The sequence below is a fragment of the Chelativorans sp. M5D2P16 genome, assembly GCF_034427935.1.
Taxonomy (GTDB): Bacteria; Pseudomonadota; Alphaproteobacteria; order Rhizobiales; family Rhizobiaceae; genus Chelativorans.
This window is the reverse complement of sequence record NZ_JAXQNM010000025.1, coordinates 462,067-488,569: the sequence shown is the minus strand read 5'-3', so window position 1 is coordinate 488,569 and position 26,503 is coordinate 462,067. Positions and strand designations below refer to the sequence as shown.

At 65.6% G+C, this 26,503-nt stretch carries 22 protein-coding genes and 1 riboswitch; of the genes, 13 read left to right on the top strand and 9 right to left on the bottom strand.

Translation table 11 applies throughout. The annotated features are described in order from the left end of the window. Nucleotides 1–261: 261 nt before the first annotated feature. The 3 genes from dnaE to SIN08_RS13620 all read right to left on the bottom strand — a co-directional run bounded on the left by dnaE (nucleotide 262) and on the right by SIN08_RS13620 (nucleotide 6,369). Entirely contained in the window at nucleotides 262–3,783 is a 3,522-nt protein-coding gene (dnaE, locus tag SIN08_RS13630) for a DNA polymerase III subunit alpha (protein WP_322452111.1), read from the bottom strand. A 172-nt stretch (nucleotides 3,784–3,955) separates the two neighbouring features. Next, complete coding sequence (locus SIN08_RS13625; RefSeq protein ID WP_322452174.1) at nucleotides 3,956–4,243, bottom strand: GIY-YIG nuclease family protein; 288 nt, start codon at nucleotides 4,241–4,243, stop codon at nucleotides 3,956–3,958. Nucleotides 4,244–4,359: 116 nt separating this feature from the next. Further along, on the bottom strand, nucleotides 4,360–6,369 hold the full coding sequence (locus SIN08_RS13620; RefSeq protein ID WP_322452110.1) for an acetyl/propionyl/methylcrotonyl-CoA carboxylase subunit alpha: 2,010 nt from the start codon (nucleotides 6,367–6,369) through the stop codon (nucleotides 4,360–4,362). Nucleotides 6,370–6,548: 179 nt separating this feature from the next. Here SIN08_RS13620 and SIN08_RS13615 point away from each other — a divergent pair, with 179 nt between their 5' ends. The 8 genes from SIN08_RS13615 to bmt all read left to right on the top strand — a co-directional run bounded on the left by SIN08_RS13615 (nucleotide 6,549) and on the right by bmt (nucleotide 15,704). Further along, entirely contained in the window at nucleotides 6,549–7,676 is a 1,128-nt protein-coding gene (locus SIN08_RS13615; protein WP_322452109.1) for an S-(hydroxymethyl)glutathione dehydrogenase/class III alcohol dehydrogenase, read from the top strand. Nucleotides 7,677–7,689: 13 nt separating this feature from the next. After that, nucleotides 7,690–8,136 carry a YaiI/YqxD family protein gene (locus SIN08_RS13610; protein WP_322452108.1) on the top strand — a complete coding sequence of 149 codons (447 nt, stop codon included), beginning with the start codon at nucleotides 7,690–7,692 and terminating at the stop codon, nucleotides 8,134–8,136. Between the two features lie 18 nt (nucleotides 8,137–8,154). After that, a complete protein-coding gene (gene fghA / locus SIN08_RS13605) occupies nucleotides 8,155–8,991 on the top strand; it encodes an S-formylglutathione hydrolase (RefSeq protein WP_322452107.1) in 837 nt (278 codons plus the stop codon). Nucleotides 8,992–9,254: 263 nt separating this feature from the next. Next, nucleotides 9,255–9,590 carry a helix-turn-helix transcriptional regulator gene (locus tag SIN08_RS13600; protein ID WP_322452173.1) on the top strand — a complete coding sequence of 112 codons (336 nt, stop codon included), beginning with the start codon at nucleotides 9,255–9,257 and terminating at the stop codon, nucleotides 9,588–9,590. A gap of 108 nt (nucleotides 9,591–9,698) precedes the next feature. Continuing rightward, nucleotides 9,699–9,786, top strand: a riboswitch (glycine riboswitch). Between the two features lie 148 nt (nucleotides 9,787–9,934). Then, nucleotides 9,935–11,038 carry a glycine cleavage system aminomethyltransferase GcvT gene (gene gcvT / locus SIN08_RS13595; RefSeq protein WP_322452106.1) on the top strand — a complete coding sequence of 368 codons (1,104 nt, stop codon included), beginning with the start codon at nucleotides 9,935–9,937 and terminating at the stop codon, nucleotides 11,036–11,038. A 6-nt stretch (nucleotides 11,039–11,044) separates the two neighbouring features. Then, nucleotides 11,045–11,413: a glycine cleavage system protein GcvH gene (gcvH, locus tag SIN08_RS13590; RefSeq protein ID WP_322452105.1), complete on the top strand. Its 369-nt coding sequence runs from the start codon at nucleotides 11,045–11,047 to the stop codon at nucleotides 11,411–11,413. Between the two features lie 9 nt (nucleotides 11,414–11,422). After that, nucleotides 11,423–14,224, top strand: a complete 2,802-nt coding sequence (gcvP, locus tag SIN08_RS13585; protein WP_322452104.1) for an aminomethyl-transferring glycine dehydrogenase — start codon at nucleotides 11,423–11,425, stop codon at nucleotides 14,222–14,224. Nucleotides 14,225–14,684: 460 nt separating this feature from the next. Further along, nucleotides 14,685–15,704, top strand: a complete 1,020-nt coding sequence (bmt, locus tag SIN08_RS13580; RefSeq protein ID WP_322452103.1) for a betaine--homocysteine S-methyltransferase — start codon at nucleotides 14,685–14,687, stop codon at nucleotides 15,702–15,704. Between the two features lie 136 nt (nucleotides 15,705–15,840). Here the strand turns inward: bmt and SIN08_RS13575 are convergent, their stop codons facing one another. Beyond that, nucleotides 15,841–16,473 (bottom strand): LysE family translocator, encoded by a 633-nt coding sequence (locus SIN08_RS13575; protein ID WP_322452102.1) that lies wholly within the window; start codon nucleotides 16,471–16,473, stop codon nucleotides 15,841–15,843. Between the two features lie 305 nt (nucleotides 16,474–16,778). Here SIN08_RS13575 and parE point away from each other — a divergent pair, with 305 nt between their 5' ends. Next, complete coding sequence (gene parE / locus SIN08_RS13570; RefSeq protein ID WP_322452101.1) at nucleotides 16,779–18,824, top strand: DNA topoisomerase IV subunit B; 2,046 nt, start codon at nucleotides 16,779–16,781, stop codon at nucleotides 18,822–18,824. Nucleotides 18,825–18,960: 136 nt separating this feature from the next. Here the strand turns inward: parE and SIN08_RS13565 are convergent, their stop codons facing one another. Further along, nucleotides 18,961–20,100 (bottom strand): DUF2336 domain-containing protein, encoded by a 1,140-nt coding sequence (locus SIN08_RS13565; RefSeq protein ID WP_322452100.1) that lies wholly within the window; start codon nucleotides 20,098–20,100, stop codon nucleotides 18,961–18,963. A 128-nt stretch (nucleotides 20,101–20,228) separates the two neighbouring features. On the opposite strand from SIN08_RS13565, the gene SIN08_RS13560 reads away from it, so the two are divergent. Continuing rightward, nucleotides 20,229–20,681 carry a MaoC family dehydratase gene (locus SIN08_RS13560; protein WP_322452099.1) on the top strand — a complete coding sequence of 151 codons (453 nt, stop codon included), beginning with the start codon at nucleotides 20,229–20,231 and terminating at the stop codon, nucleotides 20,679–20,681. Next, nucleotides 20,681–21,562: a CoA ester lyase gene (locus tag SIN08_RS13555; RefSeq protein ID WP_322452098.1), complete on the top strand. Its 882-nt coding sequence runs from the start codon at nucleotides 20,681–20,683 to the stop codon at nucleotides 21,560–21,562. Before SIN08_RS13560 ends, SIN08_RS13555 begins: the two co-directional genes overlap by 1 nt. A 282-nt stretch (nucleotides 21,563–21,844) precedes the next feature. On the opposite strand, the gene SIN08_RS13550 is transcribed toward SIN08_RS13555, so the two are convergent. Both SIN08_RS13550 and SIN08_RS13545 read right to left on the bottom strand, forming a co-directional pair. Further along, a complete protein-coding gene (locus SIN08_RS13550) occupies nucleotides 21,845–22,459 on the bottom strand; it encodes a flavin reductase family protein (RefSeq protein ID WP_322452172.1) in 615 nt (204 codons plus the stop codon). Then, nucleotides 22,459–23,022: a nitroreductase gene (locus SIN08_RS13545; protein WP_416208070.1), complete on the bottom strand. Its 564-nt coding sequence runs from the start codon at nucleotides 23,020–23,022 to the stop codon at nucleotides 22,459–22,461. The genes SIN08_RS13550 and SIN08_RS13545 overlap by 1 nt, the downstream gene beginning before the upstream one ends. A gap of 114 nt (nucleotides 23,023–23,136) precedes the next feature. On the opposite strand from SIN08_RS13545, the gene SIN08_RS13540 reads away from it, so the two are divergent. Next, nucleotides 23,137–24,099, top strand: coding sequence for a hypothetical protein (locus SIN08_RS13540; protein WP_416208065.1), 963 nt, complete (start codon nucleotides 23,137–23,139; stop codon nucleotides 24,097–24,099). A gap of 74 nt (nucleotides 24,100–24,173) precedes the next feature. Here SIN08_RS13540 and SIN08_RS13535 read toward each other — a convergent pair whose 3' ends face one another. Next, nucleotides 24,174–24,536, bottom strand: coding sequence for a TetR/AcrR family transcriptional regulator C-terminal domain-containing protein (locus SIN08_RS13535; protein WP_322452096.1), 363 nt, complete (start codon nucleotides 24,534–24,536; stop codon nucleotides 24,174–24,176). 2 nt (nucleotides 24,537–24,538) lie between these two features. Here SIN08_RS13535 and SIN08_RS23650 point away from each other — a divergent pair, with 2 nt between their 5' ends. Beyond that, nucleotides 24,539–24,886, top strand: coding sequence for an anthrone oxygenase family protein (locus SIN08_RS23650; protein WP_416208064.1), 348 nt, complete (start codon nucleotides 24,539–24,541; stop codon nucleotides 24,884–24,886). Between the two features lie 156 nt (nucleotides 24,887–25,042). Here SIN08_RS23650 and SIN08_RS13530 read toward each other — a convergent pair whose 3' ends face one another. Beyond that, on the bottom strand, nucleotides 25,043–26,500 hold the full coding sequence (locus tag SIN08_RS13530) for an NAD-dependent succinate-semialdehyde dehydrogenase (protein ID WP_322452095.1): 1,458 nt from the start codon (nucleotides 26,498–26,500) through the stop codon (nucleotides 25,043–25,045). Nucleotides 26,501–26,503: the final 3 nt, after the last annotated feature.

Genomic DNA, 26,503 nt, shown 5'->3' with positions numbered 1-26,503 from the left:
CGCGGATGCCGCAGCGCCCCTTCCCGCCTTTCGCTCCCGGATTAATCGACGGCGCAGCCGTTCCGCCATGCCGGCACAATCTCGGTCGAACGGAGCGAAGCAGAGTGAGCCGGAATCCTATGATGTTTCGGTCCGGCGCGAACCATGCGGAATGGATCCGGGACAGCCTGCGCTATCGCTGCGGCTTCCGGGATGACGACGTGCGCGGACCATTGCGATTTTGGGGTGTGAAGGAGCGCGGCTATTTGATGCAAGCTCCACCTACACCAGTTCCACGTCCACCACGCCCGGCACCGAGCGCATGGCGGCGGCGATCTGCGGCGAGATGCGGTAGCGGTCGGGCAGGCCGACCTCGATCTCGCCCTGGCCGCCCTCCTTGATCACGATGAAGCTTACCTGCCCCTCTCCGCGGCCCTGAAGCTGCGCGGAAATGGCGCCGACGGGCGCAGAATCGCGCAGATAGACGCGCAGAGCCTTCTGCATGCGGCTTGCCTCCTCTTCGAGCGACTGCACCGTCTGGATGCGCAGGTTCACGCCCTCCGGCCTGTCCTCCGCCGAGACCATGATGACCACCGAGCGGCCGGGCTCCAGAAGGTCGCGATACTGGTGCAGCGTCTCCGAGAAAAGCACCGCCTCGTACTGGCCGCTCGCATCGGAGAACTGGACGATGCCCATCTTGTTGCCGGTACGCGTCTTGCGCTCCTGCTTGGCCGTCACCGTGCCGGCGAGCCGGCCCGCCGTCGCGCCACGCTTGACGGCGGCCTGGAACTCCGCCCAGCTCTGCACGCGCATCTTCTCCAGCGTCGGCAGATAATCGTCGAGCGGATGGGCCGAGAGATAGCAGCCGACCACCTGGAACTCCCGGTGCAGCTTGTCCGACGGCAACCACGGGTCGGCGGCGGGAAGCTGCAGGCGCTGCGGCTCGATCTGTGCGGCGCCGAAGATATCGCCCTGCCCCATCGCCGCGTCTTCCGCCGCCCGCGCGGCCATGCCCATCAGCCGGTCGACGCCGGCAAACAATGCCGCCCTGTCGTGCCCGAAACAGTCGAACGCGCCGGCCTGGATCAGACTTTCGAGAACCCGCTTGCCGACGATCTTCGGGTCGACGCGCGCGCAGAAATCCTCCAGGGTCTCGAATGGCTTCTCCCGCCGTTTTTGTACGATGTGCTCCACCGCAGCGTCGCCCACGCCCTTGATGGCGGCGAGCGAATAGAAGATGCGGTTCTCGCCCACCTCGAAATCGCGATAGCCCGTCTGAACCGAGGGCGAGACGACTTCGATCCCGAGCCTGATGGCATCGCGGCGGAAGTCGTTGAGCTTGTCCGTGTTGGCCATGTCGTAGGTCATGGACGCGGCCAGGAATTCCACGGGATAATGCGCCTTCAGATAGGCCGTCTGGTAGGAGACGAGCGCATAGGCGGCCGCATGCGACTTGTTGAAACCGTAGTCGGCGAACTTGGCCAGAAGGTCGAAGATGAAGTCGGCCTGCGCCTTGTCGAGCCCGCGCTCGACCGCGCCCTCGACGAAGCGCACGCGCTGCTTGTCCATCTCGGCGCGGATCTTCTTGCCCATGGCGCGGCGCAGAAGGTCCGCTTCGCCGAGCGAATAGCCGGAAAGCTCCTGCGCGATCTGCATCACCTGCTCCTGGTAGACGATGACGCCCTGCGTCTCCTTCACCAGGTGGTCGATCTTCGGGTGGATGGAGGCGATCTCCTCCTCGCCGTGCTTGCGGGCGTTGTAGGTGGGGATGTTCTCCATCGGGCCCGGGCGGTAGAGCGCCACCAGGGCGATGATGTCCTCGATGCGGTCCGGCTTCATGCCGATCAGCGCCTTGCGCATGCCGGCACTTTCCACCTGGAAGATGCCGACCGTCTCGCCGCGCGACAGCATCGCGTAGGTCTCCGGGTCGTCGAGCGGTATTTTCGACAGATCGATCTCGATACCGCGGCGGCGGATGAGCTTGACCGCCTTCTCGAGCACGGTGAGGGTCTTCAGGCCGAGAAAGTCGAACTTCACCAGCCCCGCCTGCTCGACCCATTTCATATTGTATTGGGTCACCGGCATGTCGGAACGCGGATCGCGATACATCGGCACCAGCTCCGAGAGCGGCCGGTCACCGATGACGATACCCGCGGCATGCGTCGAGGCGTGGCGGTAGAGGCCTTCAAGCTTCTGGGCGATTTCCAGAAGCGTGCCGACGATCGGCTCCTTCTCCACCTCCTCGGCAAAGCGCGGCTCGTCCTCGATCGCCTTGTGGAGCGGCGTCGGATTGGCCGGGTTCGACGGCACCATCTTGGTGAGCCGGTCGACCTGTCCGTAGGGCATCTGCAGCACGCGGCCGACGTCGCGCAGCACGGCCCGCGCCTGCAGGGTCCCGAAGGTGATGATCTGGGCCACCTGATCGTGGCCGTACTTCTCCTGCACGTAGCGAATCACCTCGTCGCGGCGGTCCTGGCAGAAGTCGATGTCGAAGTCCGGCATCGACACGCGGTCGGGGTTGAGGAAGCGCTCGAAGAGCAGGGAAAAGCGCAGCGGATCGACATCCGTGATGGTCAGCGCATAGGCCACCAGCGAGCCCGCGCCCGAGCCGCGTCCCGGCCCCACCGGGATATCCCGCGCCTTCGCCCACTTGATGAAATCCGCAACGATCAGAAAGTAGCCGGGAAACTTCATGCGCACGATGATGCCGAGTTCGTGCTCCAGCCGCTCCACGTAGTTCTCGCGCGTATAGCCTTCCGCGAGCCCTTGCGCCTCCAGCCGCCTTTCCAACCCCTCGCGTGCCTGCCGGCGCAACTCGTCGGCCTCGGCCTCGAGCACCGCCTCGGGATCCTCCGCCTCCCCGCCGGTGAAGCGCGGCAGGATCGGCTTGCAGGTCTTCGGATAGTAGGAGCAGCGCAGCGCGATCTCGACCGTGTTGTCGATCGCCTCCGGCAAGTCGGCGAACAGCACCCCCATCTCGGCCTGGCTCTTCAGGTAATTGTCGGGCGTGAGTTGGCGCCGGTCGTCCATGGCGATGACCGCACCCTCGGCAATCGCGATCAACGCGTCGTGCGCCTCGAAATCCTCGCGGGTGGGAAAGAAGCCTTCATTGGTGGCCACGAGCGGCAAATCGTGACGGTACGCCAGGTCGACCGTTGCCGCCTCGACCGCCCGGTCATAGTCGCGCAGCCGCTCAAGTTCCACGTAGAGCCGATCACCGAACGCCTTCTTCTTGAGAAACAAAAGTCGCGCCTCGGCGACTTCCGCCCGGTCCGCCTTCAGTGCCGCGCCCACCGGCCCGCGCGGGCCGCCGCTGAGACAAACAATTCCCTCCGCATGATCTTCCAGCCACCCTGCCGCGATATGCGGGTCCGCCCCGGCTTCGTTCTCCAGATAGGCACGGCTGACCAGCTTCACGAGATTGGCGTAGCCCTCCTCCGTTGCAGCGATCAATACCAGCGGATCGAACGGACTTCCGCCCTTGCGGCTGTGGCTCCGCCGCGCGTCGGAAAATGCATCCTCGAAAGCGATGTCGAGCTGGCAGCCGATAATTGGCTGCACCCCCTCCTTCACCGCCTTCTGCGCAAATTCCAGCGCGCCGAAGAGGTTGTTGGTGTCGGTGACGGCGATGGCGGGCGTCTCGTCCTTGACGGCGTGGCCGATGATCTTGCCGATCGGCAGCGCGCCCTCGAGCAGCGAATAGGCCGAATGGACCCGAAGATGGATAAACGGCCGTTCCGGCCGCGCCGCTGCACGGGCGGCTTCCGCCAGGAGGGGATCACGCGATCGCCTGTCGCTTGCCATTTCGATTCAGCTCTTGAGACTCGGTTGCGCCTGCCGGCATTGTTTCGGATCGTGTTTCGCAGGTCGAGTCAGCGATGCAGTTGATCACAGATGTCTATATGCCCGCGACGTCACGGAATGGATCCCGGACAGCCTCCGCTTCGCTCCAGCTTCCGGGATGACGGCTCGCGCGCTACCAACCCATTCCGCCGTAAAGTTCTCGCCAATCGGGATTCATCTCCTCGATCAGCCGGATCTTCCACGCCCGCCGCCATCGCTTGATCTTCTTCTCGTAGAGAATGGCGTCACCGATGTCGAAGAATTCCTGGTACCAGACCAGCCGAACCGCACCGTAGCGAGACGTGAATCCCTTTGACAAGCACTCCCTGTGTTCCCAGACGCGCCTCGCCAAATCCGCGGTGACGCCGGTGTACAATGTTCCACCCCTTTTCGAAGCCAGAATGTATACATACCCACCCATCGACTGGTCCATACCTGCTCAAAGCACAGCCACGCCGTCATCCCGGAAGCCCCGAAGGGCTGTCCGGGATCCATTCCGGGAACACCACCACCTGCATTACGCCGCCAAAAAGCCCCTCACGCAAACTCCATGATCACCGCGTCCACGGCCAGGCTGTCGCCGGGCGCGGCCTTGATGGAGGCGATTGTGCAATCCCACTCGGCGCGCAGCACATTTTCCATCTTCATGGCCTCCACGACCGCGAGCACTTCCCCTGCCTTCACCTCTTGGCCTTCCCTCACGGCGATCGAGACGACTAGGCCGGGCATGGGGCACAGAAGCATCTTCGTCGTGTCCGGCGGCTCGCGCACCGGCATCAGGCGATCGAGTTCGGCCACGCGCGGCAGCATCACGCGTGCTGCGCAGGCCATCCCCTGCCGGGAAAGCCTCACCCCGTTGAGAATGGGACGGACCTGCAACGCCAGGTCCTGGCCGCCGACCCTGCCCTCCCAGACCGGCTCGCCCGGCCGCCAGGACGAGACGAGGTCGACCGTTTTGCCGCCAATGGAAAGATCGAGTTTCAAGGGAATGGAGATCGTCCCCTCCACAACCGAGATCGGCTTATACGCCTCGTCGAGCTTCACCACCCAGTCCCGCCGGATCTCGCCCGAATGGGGTACGAGCCGCCCCGGCAGCCGGTCCAGGCGGTCGCGGCGCAAAAGCTCGATGGCCAGCGCCACCGCGCAAAAGATCGCCTGCGCCTCCTCGTCCGGCTTCGGCGCGGAGAAGCCGTCCGGAAATTCCTCGGCAATGAAACCGGTCGACAGCCGCCCCTCCCGCCAGCGCGGATGGCGCATGAGGGTGGACAGGAACGGGATGTTGTGGGCGATCCCGTCGACCACGAAGCGGTCGAGCGCAGCCGACATGGCGTCGATGGCCGAAAGACGCTCGGGGGCCCAGGTACACAGCTTGGCGATCATCGGATCGTAGTGCATGGAAATTTCCAATCCCTCGGCCACGCCCGTGTCGTTGCGCAGCACGACGTCGCCCTGCCGCCCCTCCCCGGGCGGGCGATAGCGCGTCAGCCGGCCGATCGAGGGCAGGAAGTTGCGCAGCGGGTCTTCCGCGTAGATGCGGCTTTCGACGGCCCAGCCGTCAAGCTTCACGTCCTTCTGCGCTGTTTTGAGCGTCTCACCGGCGGCGATCCGGATCATCTGCTCCACGAGATCGATGCCGGTGACGAGTTCGGTCACAGGATGCTCCACCTGCAGACGCGTGTTCATTTCGAGGAAATAGAAATTGCGCTCCTTATCGACGATGAACTCCACCGTGCCCGCGCTCTGGTAGCCGACCGCCTCGGCCAGCGCGACCGCCTGCGCGCCCATCGCCTGCCGTGTCTCTTCGTCCAGAAAGGGCGACGGCGCCTCTTCCACGATCTTCTGGTTGCGCCGCTGGATCGAGCACTCCCGCTCGCCCAGGTGGATCGTGTGTCCATGGCCGTCCGCCAGCACCTGGATCTCGATATGACGCGGCTCCTCGATGAACTTTTCGATGAAGATGCGGTCGTCGCCGAAGGAGGCGGCTGCTTCCGATTTGGCCCGCGCGAAGCCCTCCCGCGCCTCATCGTCGTTCCCGGCGATCCGCATGCCCTTGCCGCCGCCGCCGGCGGACGCCTTGAGCATGACGGGATAGCCGATCTCGGCGGCGATTCGAGCCGCATCATCGGCGTCCTCGACGAGCCCCATGAAGCCGGGCACGGTGGAAACACCCGCTTCCTGCGCCATCTTCTTGGAGGTGATCTTGTCGCCCATGGCCCGGATCGCCGCAGCCTTCGGGCCGATGAAGACGATGCCCTCGTCCTCCAGCCTTTCACAGAATACGGCGTTTTCAGACAGGAACCCGTAGCCGGGATGGACCGCCTCGGCTCCGCTCTCCTTGCACGCGGCGATGACACGGTCGATGGAAAGATAGCTCTGGGACGCCTGCGCCGGGCCGATCGCGACCGCCTCATCCGCCATCTCCGCATGGACGGCATCCACGTCCGCTTCCGAATAAACGGCGACGGTGGCGATCCCCATTCTGCGGGCCGTCCGAATGACGCGGCAGGCGATCTCCCCCCGGTTGGCGATCAGTATCTTCTTGAACATGCGGCCGTTTCCCCAGCAATCGGCTCTTTTTATGGGCTTGGCGAGCCCGGCTCAAGCATCGTCTGAAGCGTGTGCGCTATTCGCCGCGCCCGAAGGACTTGCGAAGCGGGCCAATTCCTGAAACATCACTGCCGGGCACCGGAAACCACGAAACGATACCCCAGCAGGAGGGATGCCTGATGAAAACACGCGCCGCCGTCGCCCTTGCCGCCGGCAAGCCGCTCGAAATCATGGATGTGGATCTGGAAGGCCCGCGCGAAGGTGAGGTCCTGGTCGAAGTGAAGGCCACGGGAATTTGCCATACGGACGAGTTCACGCGGTCCGGCGCCGATCCGGAAGGCCTCTTCCCGGCGATCCTCGGCCACGAGGGCGCGGGCGTGGTGGTGGATGTCGGCCCGGGCGTGACCGGCCTGAAGAAGGGCGACCACGTCATCCCGCTCTACACGCCCGAATGCCGCCAGTGCCCCTCTTGCCTGTCGCAGAAGACCAATCTGTGCACCGCCATCCGCTCGACCCAGGGACAGGGCCTGATGCCGGACGGCACGTCGCGCTTTTCGCTCGATGGCGAGAAGCTGCACCATTACATGGGCTGCTCGACCTTCTCCAACTTCACCGTGCTTCCTGAAATCGCGGTGGCGAAGGTGCACCCGGACGCACCCTTCGACAAGATCTGCTACATCGGCTGCGGCGTGACCACCGGCATCGGCGCCGTCATCAACACGGCGAAGGTCGAGATCGGCGCCACGGCCATCGTTTTCGGCCTGGGCGGCATCGGCCTCAACGTCATCCAGGGCCTGCGCCTTGCTGGTGCCGACATGATCATCGGCGTCGACCTCAACAACGACAAGAAGGAATGGGGCGAGCGCTTCGGCATGACCCATTTCGTCAATCCGAAGGAGGTCGAGGGCGACCTCGTGCCTTATCTCGTGAACATGACCAAGCGTGGCGCGGACCAGATCGGCGGCGCGGACTACACATTCGACTGCACGGGCAACGTCACCGTCATGCGCCAGGCGCTGGAATCGGCCCATCGCGGCTGGGGCGAGTCCATCATCATCGGCGTCGCCGGTGCCGGCCAGGAGATCTCCACCCGTCCCTTCCAGCTCGTCACCGGCCGTGTCTGGAAAGGCACCGCTTTCGGCGGCGCGCGCGGGCGTACCGATGTGCCGAAGGTCGTCGACTGGTACATGGAAGGCAAGATCGAGATCGACCCGATGATCACCCACACGCTCTCGCTCGATGAGATCAACAAAGGCTTCGACCTGATGCATCAGGGCGAGTCGATCCGCAGCGTGGTGGTCTACTAGCCAGGGCGGCACCTTGCCTACGATCTATGTCGATGCCGATGCCTGCCCGGTGAAGGCGGAAGTGACGCGCGTGGCCGAACGCCACGGCGTTCCCGTCGTCTTCGTCTCCAACGGGGGCTTGCGTCCCTCGCGCGATCCCATGGTGCGCCATGTGGTCGTGCCGGGGACGGCGGATGCCGCGGATGACTGGATCGCCAAGAACGCTATCCCCGGCGACATCGGCATCACAGCGGACGTGCCGCTTGCAGCCCGGCTGGTGGAAAAAGGCGTCTCCGTGCTCGGCCCCACCGGCCGCACCTTCACGCGGCAGAGCATCGGCATGGACGTCGCCATGCGCAACCTGAAACAGGATCTGCGCGAGGCGGGCGAGATCAAGGGCTACAATGCCGGCTTCACGCCAAAAGACCGCTCCGCCTTTCTGCAGGCGCTGGACATCGTCGTGCGGCGCGCGAAAGGCTAAACTGACGAGAGGATCACCATGAAAACCATCTCCACCGCGAAATCCCACGGCGGCATACAGGGCGTCTATTCGCACACGTCCGAGACGTGCCGCTGCGACATGACCTTCGCCGTCTTTGTGCCGCCGCAGGCAAAGGACGGCCCCTGTCCCGTTCTGTGGTATCTGTCGGGCCTCACCTGCACACACGCCAATGCGATGGAAAAGGCCGAGTATCGCCGCAAGGCGGCCGAGCTTGGCCTGATCGTCGTCTGCCCGGACACGAGCCCGCGCGGCGAGCATGTGCCCGACGAGGCGGACAATTGGCAGTTCGGCGCCGGTGCCGGCTTCTATCTCGACGCGACCGAGGCACCCTATGATCAGAATTACCGCATGTATTCCTACCTCATGGAGGAACTGCCTGCACTGGTCGGAAAGGAGTTCCCTGCCGATTTGAGCCGGCAGAGCATCTTCGGCCATTCCATGGGCGGCCACGGGGCGCTTACCATGGCGCTGAAGAACCCCGACCGGTTCAAAAGCTGCTCCGCCTTCGCGCCGATCGTCGAGCCGTCGACCGCGGGCTGGTCGAAGGGGGCGTTCGAAAAATATCTGGGCGCCGACAAGAACCGCTGGCGCCAGTATGACGCCTGCGCGCTGGTCGAGGACGGCCACCGCTTCGAGGAGTTTCTCATCGACCAGGGCACGGCGGACGGTTTCCTCGACGAGGGGCTGCGGCCGTGGCTCTTCGAGGAAGCCTGCCGCAAGGCGGACATCCCGCTCACGCTGAACATGCGGGAGGGCTACGACCACTCCTATTTCTTCATGTCCAGCTTCATGGAGGACCACCTCGCCTGGCACGCGGCGCGGCTTGGCGTGTAGAGAGCCGGAAATCATGAGGTGAGCCGGGCCCCGGCAGGATCCCGGCCGCCACTTTTGGTTTTGGCCAAGCGGTTGAAACAAAGACCCTTTTCGGCAGTCCTCCAACGAAAACGGCCGACCCGCTTGTTATCGCGCGCCATGTGCTTCATGCTTTGGGTGTCCTCGCCCGCTCACGCGCGGGCAAAGCAATAAGCTAAAAATGGAGGAACGAATCGGTGCCTGACACCGCGGATATCTATTCCGACATCCCTGATCGCGACACGATGGGCGGCCGCCTTTCGCGTGCCCGCGACGCCACCGGCCTGACCACGGCGGAACTCGCCCGGCGCCTCGGCGTCAAGACATCCACCATTCAGGCCTGGGAGAGCGACCGCTCGCAGCCGCGCGCGAACAGGCTGACGATGCTCGCCGGCGTCTTGAATGTCAGCCTTTCCTGGCTGCTCCACGGCATCGGCGCCTCGCCGGCGGACGAAAGTCGCTCCGAGCTGGTTCAGGCGGTCTCGGCGAATCTGAAGCGCCTGCGGCGCCTCCATGAGGAATCCGGGCGCGTCATCGCCCAGATCGAGCAGGATCTCCTGCGCGCGTCCAACAGCCAGTAGGCCGGTGCGCCGATAAGCATGGGGACGGGTTTTCCCTGTCGCCAGACTGGGCGTGACAAGACGCCGCAACTGCGTTAGGTACGAAAACGTCGAGGGCCCGAAAGGCCCTGCCTGTCTGTGGGAGAGAGCAGCGGAATGCTGCCGCCGAAGGGGAAAACGCCCAAAATCTCTCAGGCAAACGTACCGTAGACAGGTCAGACACTCTGGAAAGTCGGGGCAAAATGCCCCGCGCCGAAGGTGTAAGCGTCGTCGACAGAGTTCCGGCGGTGCGAGTCTCTCAGGCTTCCGACAGAGGGGCGCGACCATGCCGCATGCGCGGCGTGTTGTGCATCTTTGGAGGCAGCATGAGTGAAGGCGACACCTTGAAGCATCTTCCGCTCGAAAACCTGCATGCGGAGGCAGGCGCGCGTTTCGGCGCCTTCGCCGGCTGGCGCATGCCGCTCACCTATCCCGCCGGCGTGATGAAGGAGCACCTTCACACCCGTGAGAAGGCCGGGCTTTTCGATATCTCCCACATGCAGCTTTTCGCGGTGGAAGGCGGTGACGCGGCCGCCTTTCTCTCCCGCGCCTGCCCGATGGACGCCGCGGCGCTCGGCGAGGGAAAGTCGAAATACACACTGCTGCTTAACGAGCGCGCCGGCATCATCGACGACCTCATCGTCACCCGCCTGACGCCAGAGCGCTTCATGGTAGTGGCCAATGCCGGCAACGCCGCCAAGGACGAGGCGCATCTGCGCGCTGTCGCCAAGGATTTCAGCGTGCGGGTCGAGCCGCTGCAGCGTGTTTTCCTGGCTTTGCAGGGCCCGGCGGCGGAGGCCGTCCTCATCGGCGCCGGGCTGGACCTGAGCGACCTGACCTTCATGACGGCCGCCGAGCCGCGTGGGAACTGGTTCGCCACCCGCTCCGGCTACACCGGCGAGGATGGCTTCGAGATCGCGCTGCCGCCCGAGGAAGCGCCCGCATTTGTGGAAAAGATCCTGGCGGACGAGCGTGCCCAGTGGATCGGGCTTGCCGCGCGCGACAGCCTGCGGCTGGAAGCCGGCCTTTGCCTGCACGGCCAGGACATCGACGAGACGGCCGACCCGGCGAGCGCTGCGCTTCTTTGGGCGATCCCCAAGGGTCTGCGGGAGAACGGCAGTTTCGTCGGCGCGGACGCCCTGCGCCGCATCCTGGCCGACGGCGCGAGGGAAAAGCGCGTGGGCCTCAAGCCCGAGGGACGCCAGCCGGTCCGCGCCGGCGCGCCTCTCATCAACGATGCCGGTGTGGCGGTCGGCCGCGTCACCTCCGGTGGCTTCGGCCCCTCCGCCGGCCATCCGGTCGCCATGGGCTATGTGGAGAAATCCCTTGCCGAGATCGGCACGCGCCTTTTCGCGGAGGTGCGCGGGAACCGCGTGCCGATCGACATCCACCCCCTGCCCTTCACGCCCCATCGCTATCGCAAAGGATAACCAGGCATGAGCAAGACCTATTTCACCGAAGATCACGAGTGGATCCGCGTCGAGGGCGACACGGCGACGGTCGGCATCACCGACTATGCGCAGGAGCAGCTCGGCGACCTCGTCTTCGTCGACCTGCCCGAAACCGGCCGTGCGCTTTCCAAGGGCGACACCGCGGTCGTGGTTGAATCGGTGAAGGCGGCTTCCGACGTCTATTCCCCGGCCGACGGCGAGGTGACGGACGTCAACGAGGCGCTGACCAGCGATCCGTCCCTCGTCAACACCGCACCCACGGGCGACGGCTGGCTGTGGAAGATGCGTCTTTCCGACCAGGGCCAGCTCGAAGGCCTGATGGACGAAGACGCCTATAAAGCAAGCATCGCTTAGGAACACTATATGTCGGATATGATACAACCCTTCTACGCACGCCATATCGGCCCGCGCGGCGAGGAGACGAAGGCCATGCTGGCCGCCCTCGGCGTACCGTCGTTGAAGACGCTGGTCAGCCAGGCCGTGCCCAACTCGATCCGCCTCGAGCGGCCGCTCGACCTGCCGGCGCCGGCAAGCGAGGCTGAGGCGCTCGCCGAGTTGCAGGCCTGCATGCGTGAGAACCGGGTGCTGAAGAGCTTCATCGGCGCCGGCTATCACGGCTGTCACGTGCCGCCGGTGATCCAGCGCAACCTCTTCGAGAACCCGGCCTGGTACACGGCCTATACCCCCTACCAGTCGGAGATCAGCCAGGGACGGCTGGAGATGCTGTTCCACTTTCAGACGCTGGTCACCGAGCTGACAGGCCTGCCCGTCGCCTCCGCCTCCCTGCTGGACGAGGGCTCGGCCACGGCGGAGGCGGTGGGGATCGCTTGGCGCCACCACCGCGGCAAACGCAATCGGCTGGTGATCGCCGGCGCGCTCCACCCGCAGACCCGCAACGTGGTGGAAACCCGCGCCGAGCCGCTGGAACTGGAGATCGCGACGGATGGGGTGGACGACGACACCTTCGCCGTCATCGTGCCCTGGGCCGACACCCACGGTGTCTACGGGGATCATTCCGACATTATCCGTGAGGCCAAGGCCAGGGACGCCATCGTCGTCTTCGTCGCCGATCCGCTGGGCCTGGTGATGAGCCGGACGCCCGCCGCCCTCGGGGCGGAGATCGCCGTCGGCTCGATGCAGCGCTTCGGCGTGCCGATGGGCTTCGGCGGGCCGCACGCGGCCTATTGCGCCGTCTCCGACCGGCTGACGCGGCTCATGCCCGGCCGGCTCGTCGGCCAGTCGACCGACGCCCACGGCCGTCCCGGCTACCGGCTGGCGCTCCAAACGCGCGAGCAGCACATCCGTCGCGACAAGGCGACCTCGAACATCTGCACCGCCCAGGCGCTGCTCGCCAACATGGCCGCCGCCTACGCCATCTGGCACGGCCCGGAAGGGCTGAAGGCGGTTGCCGCCCATGTCCATGGCCTGGCTGCACGCCTTCACACCGCTCTCGAGAAAGAAGGCCTGAAACTTGCCGGCGAAAGGATTTTCGATACCGTCACGGCCACGGTTCCCGGTCGGGCGGAGAAAATCGCCGCCGAGGCCGAGAAGACGGGTCGCCTGCTGCGCGTCATCGACGCCGACAACGTCAGTGTCGCCTTCGACGAGGCCTCCACCGAGGCAGACCTGCAGGCGATCGCCACACTGTTCGGCGTGTCCGTCCCCGATGCGGCCGAGCCGATCACGCCGGCGCCGGCGCGCGGCAAGGCTTTTCTCACACAGCCCATCTTTCAGGAGCACCGCTCGGAAACGCAGATGATGCGCTTCCTGCGCCGCCTCGGCGACAAGGACCTGGCCCTCGACCGGGCGATGATCCCGCTTGGCTCCTGCACGATGAAGCTGAATGCCGCCGCGGAGATGATGCCGGTGAGCTGGCCCGAGGTCGCGGGCCTGCACCCCTTCGCCCCGGAAGGCCATACGGCGGGCTATCGCCGCATGATCGGGGAACTGGAAGGCTGGCTCGCCGAGATCACCGGCTTCGATGGCGTCTCGCTGCAACCCAACGCCGGTAGCCAGGGCGAATATGCGGGGCTTCTGGCCATCCGCCGCTACCATCGCGAGCGCTGCGAGGACGAGCGCGACGTCTGCCTGATTCCCTCCTCCGCCCACGGCACCAACCCCGCCTCCGCCTCCATGGCCGGCATGCGCGTCGTCGTCGTGCGCTGCACCGAGAGCGGCGACATCGACATGGACGACCTGAAGGCCAAGGCCGCCGAGCATGGCGAACAGCTCGCCGCCCTGATGATCACCTATCCCTCCACCCACGGCGTCTTCGAGGAAGGCGTGCGCGACATGTGCGCGGTGATCCATGACCATGGCGGGCAGGTCTATTTCGACGGCGCCAACTTGAATGCCCTTGTCGGCCTCGCCCGCCCGGGCGACCTCGGCGCCGACGTCTGCCACATGAACCTGCACAAGACTTTCTGCATCCCCCATGGCGGCGGCGGGCCGGGCGTGGGCCCGATCGGCGTCAAGGCGCATCTGCGGCCCTTCCTGCCGGGCCACGAGGCGTTAGGCACGACCCATGCGGTGGCAAGTGCGCCCTTCGGCAGCGCCTCGATCCTGCCGATCACCTGGATGTACATCCGCATGATGGGCGCCAAAGGTCTCAAGCGGGCGACCGAAATGGCCATTCTCAACGCCAACTACGTCGCCGAGCGGCTGAAGGCGCACTATCCCGTGCTCTACAAGGGCCGCAACGACCGGGTGGCGCATGAATGCATCCTTGATACGCGCGTCCTGAAAGAGCGTGCCGGGATCACGGTGGAGGACGTGGCCAAGCGCCTCATCGATTACGGCTTCCACGCGCCCACCATGTCGTGGCCGGTGGCCGGCACCTTGATGATGGAGCCAACGGAATCGGAACCAAAGAGCGAGCTCGACCGGTTCTGCGACGCCATGATCTCCATCGTCCGCGAAGCCGAGCGCGTGGAAAAGGGCGAATGGCCGAAGGAGGACAATCCGCTCGTCAACGCTCCGCACACGGCCAGCGAATTGATGGCCGATGAGTGGTCGCACCCCTATTCGCGCGCCGAGGCCGCCTTCCCCACGGGCAGCATGGAGGCCGACTCGAAATACTGGCCGCCGGTCTCGCGCGTCGACAATGTCGCCGGCGACCGCAACCTCGTCTGCTCCTGCCCGCCGATGGAGGCACTGGCGAGCTGAGGCTGACCGTAGCCGCCATAGTGATCTCACGCGGGCGGGCGATCGCGTTTGAACATTTCGAATGGTGCGAGGGGCGCTGTCCTCTCCCCCGTCATCCCGGCCAAGCGGCGAAGCCGCCGAGCCGGGACCATTGTGAGGCGCGGCCGTTCTCCGCAGAAGGCGCCGCCGGTTCCTGAACACAGCCGGGACGAGCACCGGGCCATGCTCCATGATCTTGCGACCAATAGGCCCCGGATAAGCCTTCGGCTTTCCGGGGTGACGGCACGGTTGTCGCCGAGGCTGCAAAAATTCGTGTAGATGCGATTGCCCTGCTTTCGCGGGCGGGCGAAAATGGCGGAGACCGGCGCCGCCGAATGCCGGGGTCGGCCGCCGATGGCGATTGACATCACATAAAGACTTCTTTATATCTTTATTCTTCATGTTCTGAAGACTGAATCCCCGTCCCGAAAGGCGGTCGCTCATGCAAAATCCCATTGATGCGCTGATTGCTGAAAAGGGCGTACTGCTCGCCGATGGCGCAACGGGTACCAACCTCTTTGCCATGGGTCTGCAGTCGGGCGAAGCGCCGGAGCTCTGGAACGAGGAAGCGCCGGAAAAGATCGAGGCGCTGCACCAGGGTTTCGTCGACGCCGGGTCGGACATCATCCTCACCAATTCCTTCGGCGGCACGCGCCACCGGCTGAAGCTGCACAACGCGCAGGACCGCGTCCACGCGCTCAACAGGAAAGCCGCCGAGATCGCCTGCGCCGTGGCGGCGAAGGCCGGCCGGCGCGTCATCGTCGCCGGCTCGGTCGGCCCCACGGGCGAACTCCTGCAGCCCCTCGGCGCGCTTACCTATGAAGACGCGGTGGAGGCGTTTGCCGAGCAGATCGAGGGGTTGAAGGCCGGCGGCGCGGAAGTCGCCTGGATCGAGACCATGTCGGCCCCCGACGAGATCCGCGCGGCGGCGGAGGCCGCCATCCGCGTGGGGCTCCCCTACACCTATACCGGATCCTTCGACACCGCCGGCCGCACCATGATGGGCCTTGCGCCGAAGGACATACATGGGGTCGCCGACGATCTTGCCGAAAAACCGCTGGCAGTGGGCGCCAATTGCGGCGTCGGCGCACCCGATATCCTGGCCGCGCTCCTCGATATGACCGAAGCACGGCCGGACGCCACCATCGTCGTGAAAGGCAATTGCGGCATCCCGGAGTTCCACGGGTCGGAAATCCATTATTCCGGCACGCCCGAACTTATGGCCGATTATGTGCGCCTCGCCGTCGACGGCGGCGCCAGGATCATCGGCGGCTGCTGCGGCACCTCGTTCGCCCATCTGGCGGCGATGCGCAAGGCGCTCGACGAACACGAGAAGGCCGAACGCCCGGACATCGCCGGGATCGAGGCGCGCGTCGGGCCCATGCGCAACAAGGCCGCGGCCCAAAGCGGCGCCGGCAGCGTCGGCCCGGGGCGCCGGGAGCGCCGCCGCACGCGCGCCTGATCTCCCCGAAGCAGGCGAGATCAAGGCCGGTCGTCTCGAGCCGTGATCCCGGCTCCCACCCCGCTTCGCTGCGTTCGACCGGGATAGCGCCCATGGCAACGAACGCAGCTCATCGCCGGCCGGAGCCCTGACGGCCTCAGGTCGAGATCGGATTACGGCTGTCGGCGAGGATGCGTCCGCCGATGCCGACGAAGCAAACGCCCGCCACCCGTTCGATCCAGTGCCGGGCATGGCCGAACGATCGGATCACCGGTGCGGAGGACATACACAGGCTGACGAAGGAATACCAGACGAGCGCGGTCGCCATGACCAGCCCGACCATGAGGATCATCACCCAGGCGGGTGTTTCGGCCGTGACGGCGGTGGCGAAGACGCTGGCGAACAGCACGATCGCCTTGGGATTGGTGAGCGTGACGGCAAAACCGAAGAAGAACGCGTTGGCCCGCGACTTCTGATCGCCCTCGTCCACGGTGATCTGCTCCGGCGTGGAAAGGATCAGGCGCACGCCGAGATAGATGAGATAGAGCCCGCCCGCCAGACGTATCGCCCAGGCGACCCACTGGTACTGAACCAGGATCGCGGAGAGGCCGAGCAGGCTGAGCGCGGCATAGAAGCCCAGCCCCAGCGTCACCCCGGCGGTGGTCAGAAGCCCGGCCGTCGTCCCCCTGCTCATCGACGAGCGCACCACGGCGACGAAGTCGGGTCCGGGCAGGATCAGGGCGGGAATGAAGATGGCGAAGACACTGATCAACAGGACGGCGGGTTCCACGGCGCGCTCCTCGAGACATTCCGCTCGGAGAGCGAACTAGACCATTGCGGCAGCCGGTTTGCAACGCCCCGCGAAGACGCCCTGCATCCCTGCACCTCCCGAAATCGGTGAAGCGCGGGACTTGCACATTGAAGCGTGCGCCGGCTTCGCCTATCACAGCACGCCGTCGGACCACATTCATGCAACGCGTCTGATTGCCCTCGCGGTCGGGAAACGAACCGAACGGAACCGGAACGGCCTTCGCTTCGCCATGAATTCCATGGCAGAATCACGGCTGATTCGGGGGTTTAGGAAGCACAATTCATATGGACGAAACCAACGATCTCTTCTCCGGGCTCGCCTCCAGTGCACAACGCGTGAAGCAGCCCGAACCCGCCGCTGCCGAGCGCAAGGCGCCGCGCCCCGCGGCCGTCCCTGCCGGCGATGGCGGCTACAGCGCCGCGGATATCGAGGTTCTGGAGGGGCTGGAGCCGGTGCGCCGGCGCCCGGGCATGTATATCGGCGGCACGGACGCCAAGGCCCTGCATCATCTCTTCGCCGAGGTTATCGACAACTCCATGGACGAGGCGGTGGCCGGTCACGCCTCCTTCATCGAGGTCGAGCTCGAAGCGGACGGCTTCCTGACCGTCACCGACAACGGGCGCGGAATTCCCATCGATCCGCATCCGAAATTCAAGGACAAGTCCGCACTCGAAGTCATCATGACCACGCTGCACGCTGGCGGCAAATTCGATTCCAAGGTTTACGAGACCTCCGGCGGTCTGCACGGCGTCGGCGTATCGGTGGTCAACGCGCTGTCGGAGACACTCGAGGTGGAGGTCGCGCGCAATCGTCAACTCTACCGCCAGCGCTTCGCCCGCGGCGCGGCCCAGGGCAAGATCGAAAATCTCGGCGAGGTGCACAACCGGCGGGGCACGCGCGTGCGTTTCAAGCCGGATGCCGAGATCTTCGGCGCCGGCGCGACGTTCTCGCCCGACCGCCTCTACCGTATGGCCCGCTCCAAGGCCTATCTCTTCGGCGGTGTGGAGATCCGCTGGAATTGCGCGCCGTCCCTCCTGAAGGAGAAGGACGAGACGCCGGAGAAGGCCACCTTCCATTTCCCCGGCGGCTTGAAGGACTTCCTCGCCGCCTCGCTCGACGGCGAGTTCCAGGTCACCAAGGAGGTCTTCTCCGGGCGCAGCGAGAAGCGCGGCGGCCACGGCGCGGTGGAGTGGGCCGTCACCTGGTACGGCGGCGACGCGTTCCTCAACTCCTACTGCAACACCGTGCCCACGCCCGAGGGCGGCACCCACGAGGCCGGCTTCCGCAACGCGCTGGTGAAGGGCTTGCGCGGCTATGCCGAATTGACCGGCAATAAGCGCGGCGCCATCATCACGCCCGAGGACGTGATGATCTCGGCCGCCGGCATGCTGTCGGTGTTCGTGCGCGAGCCGGAATTCGTCGGCCAGACCAAGGACAAGCTGGCCACCGCCGCTGCGATGCGCATCGTCGAGAACGCCGTGCGCGACCCGTTCGACCACTGGCTTGCCGACAACCCGGCCGAAGCCTCTAAGCTTCTCGACTGGGTGATCGCGCGCGCCGACGAGCGGCTGCGCCGCCGCCAGGAGCGCGAGGTGAGCCGCAAGAGCGCCGTGCGCAAGCTGCGCCTGCCCGGCAAGCTCGCCGACTGCACGGCCGGCGCGACGGCCGGCGCCGAAATCTTCATCGTCGAAGGCGATTCGGCCGGCGGCTCGGCCAAGCAGGCACGCAACCGCGCCACCCAGGCGGTCCTGCCGCTGCGCGGCAAGATCCTGAACGTCGCCAGCGCCGGGTCGGGCAAGCTCGCCGCCAATCAGCAGATCTCCGACATCATCCAGGCGCTCGGCTGCGGAACACGCGCGAAATACCGCGAGGACGATCTGCGCTACGAGCGCATCATCATCATGACCGACGCGGACGTCGACGGCGCCCACATCGCTTCCCTCCTCATCACCTTCTTCTATCAGGAGATGCCGCAACTCATCGCCGGCGGGCACCTCTTCCTGGCCGTGCCGCCGCTCTACAAGCTCAGCCAGGGCGGCAAGACCATGTACGCGCGCGACGATGCCCACAAGGAGGAGTTGCTCGCCACCGAATTCACCGGCCGCGGCAAGATCGAGATCGGCCGCTTCAAGGGCCTCGGCGAGATGCTGCCCAGGCAGCTCAAGGAAACGACCATGGCCCCGGAGCACCGGACGCTCCTGCGCGTGGAGATCCAGGAAGCGGCCGATGCCACCAAGCTCGCCGTCGAAGCCTTGATGGGCACCAAGCCCGAGGCCCGCTTCCGCTTCATCCAGGAAAACGCCGAGTTCGTCGAGGAACTGGATATCTGATTGCCAACGGCCCTGCTCTCGCTGTTGGCGACTGGCGGCATACACCGCGCCGTCGCCATCCTCGGGCTTGACCCGAGGATCCATGCCTGAACCCTCCACCGGTAAAACGGTCGAGGGCCGCTGGGATGAACGCGCTTCAGGCGGCCGCCAGCGCCAGGGCCTGCTCGCGCGCGTTCTCGCGCAGGCTTTCCAGATGAATGCGCTTCAAGAGCCCGGCAAGGGCTTCGCGATCGGCCTGCCGGCCCGCCGGGGCCTTCTCCAGCGTTTGGAGCATATGCCAGGACACTTCCTGCGGTCCGGCCACCCGTTTGCCGACGGCGATCTCACGCCACATGGCGAGCGCGGCCAGAAGCGGTGCATGGGTCACCGGCTCGAGGCCAGCGCGCGAAAGAAGCGCGGTCAGCGCGGCTTGCCTGCCGCCCTTCAAGAGCGCCTGAACGCGCGCCTCGCTCTGCCTGGCCAGCGCCACCAGCGCGGCGCCAAAAAAGTCGATCTTGCCGTGCGCCACCGTGCGCACCAGGAAACGCGAGGTCAGGTCGCCGCGCAGGCGCAAGTGCTCCACCAGCGCCCCGTGCTCGCGCCGGTCGATTGCATCGATCAGCGTGATGGAAGCCGTCACGCACGCTTCCCGCGCCAGCTTCTCGGCCCGTTCCGGCCCCATCAGCGCCAGGACCAGGGGGGCTGCCGACAGTGCCTCCCCCACGCGCACGACAAGCATGTGCCGGCAATCCGGGGGCAGGTCCCGGCGCGCGGCAAGCGCCCGGCGCAGGGCCGCGCCCTCCCCGTGCCGCTCGATCATGCGCCTGAAGCTGAGCGCGGCGATCTCAGCGCCGTCGTTTGCCGCCAGCGCCAGACACGCCGCCGCCGTACCGACTTCGGCGATCGCCGCCGCCACCGCCATCGAGACCTTCGGCCGGCCCGCCACGACCGCCTGAACCGCCGGGTTGCCCGCTGCCACGCGATCGACGAGGTCACCGTCGCAGATCAGCGGCGAGCGCACGAGCACGGGTGCTGCGACGTCCGGCTGGTCGGCGGCCAGCGCCGCCACCACTTGCGCCGGCGCGCAGCGGCTGAGAGAGAGCGTCTCGGAAAGGGCGAGGCGCACCTTGGCCGACGGGTCGTCGAGAAGCAGCGTCAGCGCCGCTTCGGCCGCCATGCGGTCCTCGAAGGCGAGTTGCTTCTGGCTGTAGGCGCGCGCCAGCGCGGCCGCCGCCGCCGCCCGCTCCGACACCTTCGCCGTCTCGACCCACTTCAGAAAATGCTTGATGGTGTTCAACTGCCTGCTCCCGCCCCGCGAGATTCAGGCTAGCGGCAATTCGTATAGGAATGGTTTACCATAATCGCCGCCTTGCCGGTCGATGCCGGGGCGCCTATCAAGGATGAAGGGCAAGCGGAGGACAAGACATGGCTGGGCTCTATCTGGAGGACTTCACGCCCGGCATGGTGGTCAGGCACGCGCTGCGCAAGACCATCACCGAGAGCGACAACGTCCTGTTCTCGGCCATGACGCTCAATCCTCAGCCGCTGCACATCGACTTTGATTTCGCTGAGAAGTCGGAATGGGGAAGGCCGCTGGTCAACTCGCTCCTCACGCTCGGCCTGATGATCGGCATTTCCGTGCATGAGACGACGCTCGGCACGACCGTGGCCAATCTGGGCATGGGCGAGACCGCCTTCCCCCATCCGCTCTTTCACGGTGACACGATCCGCGTCGAGACGGAAGTGAAGACCGTGCGCGAGTCGCGCTCCAGGCCCGATCGCGGGATCGTCGCCTTCGAGCACAGGGCCTATAACCAGCACGAGGTGCTGGTGGCCCGCTGCCTGCGCCAGGCCATGATCCTGAAGAGGCCGGACTGATGCGCTCCCTGCTCTTCGTCCCGGCGGATTCGGAGAAGAAGCTGCAAAGAGCGCTCGGCGTCGGCGCCGACGTCCTGATCCTGGACCTGGAGGATTCCGTGGCACCGGCGCGCAAAGCGCTGGCGCGGCAGATCGCGGCGGACTTCATCCGCGACCATCGAAACACCGTGGCGGCCCGTCTTTACGTCCGGGTGAACGCGCTTGCGAGCGGCATGACCGACGATGACCTCGTCGCCGTCATGCCGGCCGCGCCCGCCGGCATCATGCTGCCCAAGGCCACGGGCGGGCAGGACGTGACGCTACTTTCGGTGAAGCTGCGGGTGCACGAAGCCGAATGCAACCTTGAGGACGGCACTACGCGCATTCTCCCGATCGTCACGGAAACGGCGGCGGCCGTCTTCGCCGCCGGCACCTATGCCGGGTCGAGCGCGCGCCTTGCCGGCCTCACCTGGGGCGCGGAGGACCTGTCGGCCGAAATCGGCGCGCGAACGGCGCGCGACGAGAGGGGGCGCTACACGGACGTCTTTGCGCTCGCCCGCGCCACGACGCTCCTGGCGGCGAGCGCGGCCGCAGTGCCGGCCGTCGACACCGTCTTCCCCGCCTTCCGCGACGAGAACGGCTTCGCCCGCGAATGCATCGAAGCCGAGCGCGACGGCTTCACCGCCAAGATGGCCATCCACCCTGCGCAGGTGCCGGTAATCAATGCCGCTTTCACGCCCTCGGCGCAGGCAGTGGCCGAAGCCCGGCGCGTTGTCTCGGCCTTCACGGAGGCCGGCGATACGGGCGTGGCAAGCCTCGACGGCGCGATGATCGACCGCCCCCACCTCCTGCGTGCCGAACGCGTCATCGCCCGCGCCAAGCTGGCGGGACTGGACGAGTAGGGCCTGTGGACGTTCAGCCCGGAAAGACCCCCTCTCTTGCAAATTCTAAGGGCTTGGGCGTTGCCCAAACCCAAGAATTTGCTTTCTCCCCCGCCAAAGGGGAGATAACAGTGGCATCATCGCTGCTGCCAATCGCAAGCCTTGGCGATTTGCAGCAAGGCGTGTGCCATTCTCCCCCTTGGCGGGGGAGAAAGCGATTTCAACATCTTAGCTGGAGCGAAGCGGAGGCTAAGTGTTAGAAACCGCAAGAGAGGGCCCCAGCACTGATACCTACTACGGCCCCTAGCCTTTCCGATCCTTCCAGCGCGGACGGCGCATGACGAAGGTCTCCGTCACCGCGGCATAATCCATATAGCCGAGGCGGGAGAGGTTCTGCGCCTTGGTGACGTCGAAGAGCCCGTCGGTAAGCATGGCATCGTCGATGTGCACGCCGATCACCTCCCCCATGACCACGAACAGGCCCGCCGGACGTCCGTCGAGCCCGCGCGGCTCCAACACCTCCGTCACCTTGCATTCGAGCGCGGCCGGCGCTTCGGCCACACGCGGACAGGTGACATGCCGGCAGGGGGCGGGGGTCAGGCCGGCAAGCGCGAACTCGCTCACGCCGGCAGGCGCGTCGATGGCGCTTTCATTCATTTTTTCCGCCAGCGCGCGGCCAACCAGATTGACCACGAATTCGCCGGTCTCGCGGGCGATGGATGCGCTGTCCTTCTCCCCTTCCGAGGAAAACCACACTAAAGGCGGTTTGCTGGAAAGGGCATTGAAGTAGGAATAGGGACCGAGATTGAGCGCGCCGTCCGGCCGGCGCGTGGAGATCCAGCCGATCGGCCGCGGCGCCACGATCGCCTTGAAGGGATCGTGCGGCAAGCCGTGGCCGTTGCGCGGTTCGTAGAACATCACGACTGCTCCCAAGGCCCGGCATAGTCGCTGAAGAGAGCGGAAGCATCAGGGCGCGGACGGTCGGGCGTGCCGCCGGGATGGCTGCCTATATGCACGAAGCCGACCACCCGTTCATGCGGGGCGATGCCCAGAATGCGCCGGCCCTCCGCAAGATCGGAATACCAGTTGGTGATGAGATTCGTGCCGTAGCCGAGCGCGTTTGCGGCGTGGATGAGGTTCATCGCCACCATGCCGCCGGACAGGAACATCTCCCATTCGGGAATCTTGTCGCTCTCCTTGGGACTGGAGACGACACCGATCACCAGCGGCGCACGCGAAAACCGGGTCAGCTCCTTCTCCCGCTGCCCCGGGCTCAAGGGGCCCTGGCGCGTTTCGGCGAGATCGGCAAGCATCCGACCCACACGATCGCGCGCCTCGCCGTGGTAGCGAATGAAGCGCCACGGCGCCAGCATGCCGTGGTCCGGCACGCGGATGGCGGCTTCCAGCATCGTCTCCAGTTCTTCATCCGACGGCGCCGGCGCAGCGAGCTCATGGATCGGCGGCGAACGGCGTGCGCGCATGAAGTCGATAAACGGCTGGTTCAAGGTGAAGCTCCTGTTGTCGCTGATGGAGGGCGCGCGGCAAGCGGCAAGTGCGGTCTTGAAATTGCCACCCCGCTGGGCTTCAAAGCAAGCATGAGGTTTTCTGTCAGGCGATTCGTCACACTTCTTGCCGCCGCATTTCTCGGCATGGCCGCCCCTTATGCGGCCGGGCAGGAAGGCGATGCCTCGCTCGACAAGCTGCGCCTGCCCGGCCTCAACGAATATCTTCCACCCCAGAACCGGTCGCCCCTGGCGCTGGAGGAGATGGGCCAGGTCACGCTTTCGGCGCAGCTCACCGAGGAGGCCGGAGAAATCCCCCGCGGGCTTGTCTGGCGGGTGTTCTCACCCGAGCCCGACCGCAACGGCAAACTGCCGCTGATCGCCACCGCGCAAGGTGGCACGAGCGTCCTGTCACTGTCACCGGGCAGCTATCTGGTGCACGCGGCCTACGGCCGTGCTGGCGCGACCAAGCGCATTACGGTGGGCAGCGAGCCCAAGAGCGAACGCCTGGTGCTCGACGCCGGCGGGCTGAAACTGGACGCGGTGCTTTCGGGCGGCGTGCGCATCCCCCACGACCGGCTGCGCTTTTCCATCTACGAAGCCGAGCCGGAAGCCACGGGCGAGCGACCGCTCGTCATCCCCAATGTCAAGCCGAACGCGGTGGTCCGGCTCAACGCCGGCACCTATCACGTCGTCTCCACCTATGGCTCGGTCAACGCCGTGATCCGCTCCGACATCCGCGTCCATGCGGGCGAGCTGACGGAGGCCACCGTGGAGCACCGGGCCGCCCAGCTCACCTTGAAGCTGGTACGCGAACCCGGCGGCGAGGCCATCGCCGACACGGCCTGGTCGGTCGTGACCGAGACCGGCGAAATCGTCCGCGAAACGGTGGGCGCCTTCGCCTCCATGGTCCTGGCCGAAGGCGAATACACCGCGGTCGCAAGAAACCGCGACCGCATCTACCAGAGCGATTTCACCGTCGTCCCCGGACGCAATCAGGACGTCGAGCTTCTGCCCGATGATCTCGTCGAGGCCGCAGACACGTTGACGGACTGAGCGCCGCGTCGGGATCGGATGGTAGTAGTCTCCCTCATCAAACGTATGCACGCAGGCACAGCTCGAACGTGTGGTCACGCGGCGCAAAGCTTTCTGAACGCGCTGGTTGCTGCGGCCGCTCTTGAACGGATTTCCTTTTCCGAAGGCAGGGGCATTGCGCGGATGGCCCGCCTGATCTGCTGATCGCCGATCAACAGGCTAAGGAACCATTCCGTCGCCGTTTGGGCAGAGGGGGCTGCAACCTTCCCGGCCTTTAGGCCGCTCTGAACCAAGGTTTCGATCAGGGGGAAGACGGCCTCCCGGCCTGCCGCGGCGCCTGGGTCTGCTCGACGATGTGGGGATTGGACCAGGCGGACCCCCGCATTGCAATCGAGGCGATGCAGGCGATGAATAGCTCGGTGCGCAACGCAGTATTCTTTCCCGCGTTTTTCTGACACCGGTGGTTCTGATCATCACCGCCACTGTGACGCACATTGCCCGGCAAAGCGCGGCTGCCTTGTGGTTTCTGGCAGCAGCCATCATCTATCTGGTTTTCGGCCTTTTCCTCACAATGGCTGTGAACGTGCCGATGAACGATGCGTTGGCGGTGGTAACCGTTTCCAACCGACATCGGGTCTGCCCGGGAGATTTGGGAAAGCTATTCGGAACGGTGGCAGTTCTGGAACCAAGTTCGAGCCATCGCTTCCGGTACCGCTCTTGTTTTCGCCGCGTTAGGGTTGACGAGATTGCGGCTAACCTCCCCATAGGTTGGATGACGGCTTTGGCTCGGTTCCGGACGGATCAGTAAAGCATCCAACACTGCACGTGATGGTGGTCTGCGCAATCTACCGCACTTCTCTCACGCTGAGTTTGCTTTTGCCGCCCGGAATTTCCGCTTTCGGTCCCGCCGCCCCGGCCGCCCTTCCAACGGCCGGGGCATGCGGCGACGGCATGGCAACCGGGCCTACAGCCCCAGTCCACCGATGCAGACATATTTGGTGTCGAGATAGTCTTCGATGCCCTGATGGCCGCCCTCTCTTCCGAGGCCGGATTCCTTCATCCCGCCGAACGGTGCCTCCACCGTGGTGATGATGCCTTCGTTGATCCCGACGAGCCCGTATTTCAGCCCCTCCATCACCCGGAAGGCGCGGCCGAGATCACCGGTGTAGAAGTAGCAGGCCAGGCCGAAGACCGTGTCGTTGGCGAGCGCGACGCCCTCTTCCTCCTTTTGGAAGCGGAAGATCGGCGAGACCGGACCGAAGATCTCCTCCTGCATGAAGCGCATATCGGGCGAGGCGTCGGCGATGACGGTCGGCTCGAAAAAAGTGCCGCCCAGCGCGTGCCGCTTGCCGCCGGTCACGAGGCGCGCGCCCTTCCCCGTCGCATCGGCGATCAATTCCTCCACCTTGCCGACCGCCTTGTCGTCGATCAGCGGGCCCTGCTGCGTGCCGTCGTCGAGACCCGGGCCGACCTTGAGTTCGTCGGTGGCTTCCACCAGCTTCTCGACGAAGCGGTCATAGACACCCTCCTGCACGAAGAAGCGGTTCGTGCACACGCAGGTCTGGCCGGAATTGCGGTATTTCGCCGCCACCGCGCCCTGCACGGCGCGCTCGACGTCGGCGTCGTCGAAGACCAGGAACGGCGCGTTGCCGCCGAGTTCCATCGAAACCTTCTTCACCGTGCCGGAGGCCTTCTGCATCAGGATCTTGCCGACCTCCGTCGAGCCCGTGAAGGTGATCTTGCGCACCAGCGGATTCTCGGTGAGTTCGTCGCCGATTTCCGATGCCGAACCCGTGACGATGTTGACCACGCCCTTCGGGAAACCCGCTTCCTCCGCAAGCACGCCCCAGGCAAGGCCCGAATAGGGCGTCTGCGAAGCGGGCTTGGCGACCGCCGTGCACCCGGCGGCAAGTGCCGGTCCGATCTTGCGGGCGAGCATGGAAGAAGGAAAGTTCCACGGCGTGATCGCGCCGATCACCCCGACGGGCTCCTTGGTGACGAGGATGCGCCGGTCGGCCCAGGGAGACGGCACGACGTCGCCGTAGACGCGCCGCCCCTCTTCGGCAAACCACAGGATGTAGGCTGCCGACATGCCCACCTCCCCCTTGGCCTCGGCGAGCGGCTTGCCCTGCTCGAGCACCAGGAGTTCGGCAAGGGAGTCCTGATTCTCCATGATCACGTCGTGCATCCGGCGCAGAAGCTTGGCGCGGTCGTTGGCCGAGGTCTTCTTCCACGACTGGAAAGCGTCTTGCGCCGCCTCGATCGCGCGTTTCGTCTCGGCGCGCCCGGATTTGGGCACGGTGCCGATCACCTGGCCGTTCGCCGGGTTGGTGACCTCGATCGTACTGCCCGAATCGGCCTCGACCCACGCGCCGCCGATATAGTTCGCCTCGCGCATGAAATGGCTTGTCTTCTTCAGCATTCT

Bases quoted from the DNA above. Each gene is read 5' to 3' on its own strand.
- dnaE (WP_322452111.1), bottom strand. From the start codon at position 3,783: ATGGCAAGCGACAGGCGATCGCGTGATCCCCTCCTGGCGGAAGCCGCC.
- SIN08_RS13620 (WP_322452110.1), bottom strand. From the start codon at position 6,369: ATGTTCAAGAAGATACTGATCGCCAACCGGGGGGAGATCGCCTGCCGC.
- SIN08_RS13615 (WP_322452109.1), top strand. From the start codon at position 6,549: ATGAAAACACGCGCCGCCGTCGCCCTTGCCGCCGGCAAGCCGCTCGAA.
- SIN08_RS13530 (WP_322452095.1), bottom strand. From the start codon at position 26,500: ATGCTGAAGAAGACAAGCCATTTCATGCGCGAGGCGAACTATATCGGC.
- gcvP (WP_322452104.1), top strand. From the start codon at position 11,423: ATGTCGGATATGATACAACCCTTCTACGCACGCCATATCGGCCCGCGC.
- SIN08_RS13550 (WP_322452172.1), bottom strand. From the start codon at position 22,459: ATGTTCTACGAACCGCGCAACGGCCACGGCTTGCCGCACGATCCCTTC.
- gcvT (WP_322452106.1), top strand. From the start codon at position 9,935: ATGAGTGAAGGCGACACCTTGAAGCATCTTCCGCTCGAAAACCTGCAT.
- SIN08_RS13545 (WP_416208070.1), bottom strand. From the start codon at position 23,022: ATGCGCGCACGCCGTTCGCCGCCGATCCATGAGCTCGCTGCGCCGGCG.
- fghA (WP_322452107.1), top strand. From the start codon at position 8,155: ATGAAAACCATCTCCACCGCGAAATCCCACGGCGGCATACAGGGCGTC.
- bmt (WP_322452103.1), top strand. From the start codon at position 14,685: ATGCAAAATCCCATTGATGCGCTGATTGCTGAAAAGGGCGTACTGCTC.
- SIN08_RS13560 (WP_322452099.1), top strand. From the start codon at position 20,229: ATGGCTGGGCTCTATCTGGAGGACTTCACGCCCGGCATGGTGGTCAGG.
- SIN08_RS13600 (WP_322452173.1), top strand. From the start codon at position 9,255: ATGGGCGGCCGCCTTTCGCGTGCCCGCGACGCCACCGGCCTGACCACG.
- SIN08_RS13540 (WP_416208065.1), top strand. From the start codon at position 23,137: ATGAGGTTTTCTGTCAGGCGATTCGTCACACTTCTTGCCGCCGCATTT.
- SIN08_RS13625 (WP_322452174.1), bottom strand. From the start codon at position 4,243: ATGGGTGGGTATGTATACATTCTGGCTTCGAAAAGGGGTGGAACATTG.
- gcvH (WP_322452105.1), top strand. From the start codon at position 11,045: ATGAGCAAGACCTATTTCACCGAAGATCACGAGTGGATCCGCGTCGAG.
- parE (WP_322452101.1), top strand. From the start codon at position 16,779: ATGGACGAAACCAACGATCTCTTCTCCGGGCTCGCCTCCAGTGCACAA.
- SIN08_RS13555 (WP_322452098.1), top strand. From the start codon at position 20,681: ATGCGCTCCCTGCTCTTCGTCCCGGCGGATTCGGAGAAGAAGCTGCAA.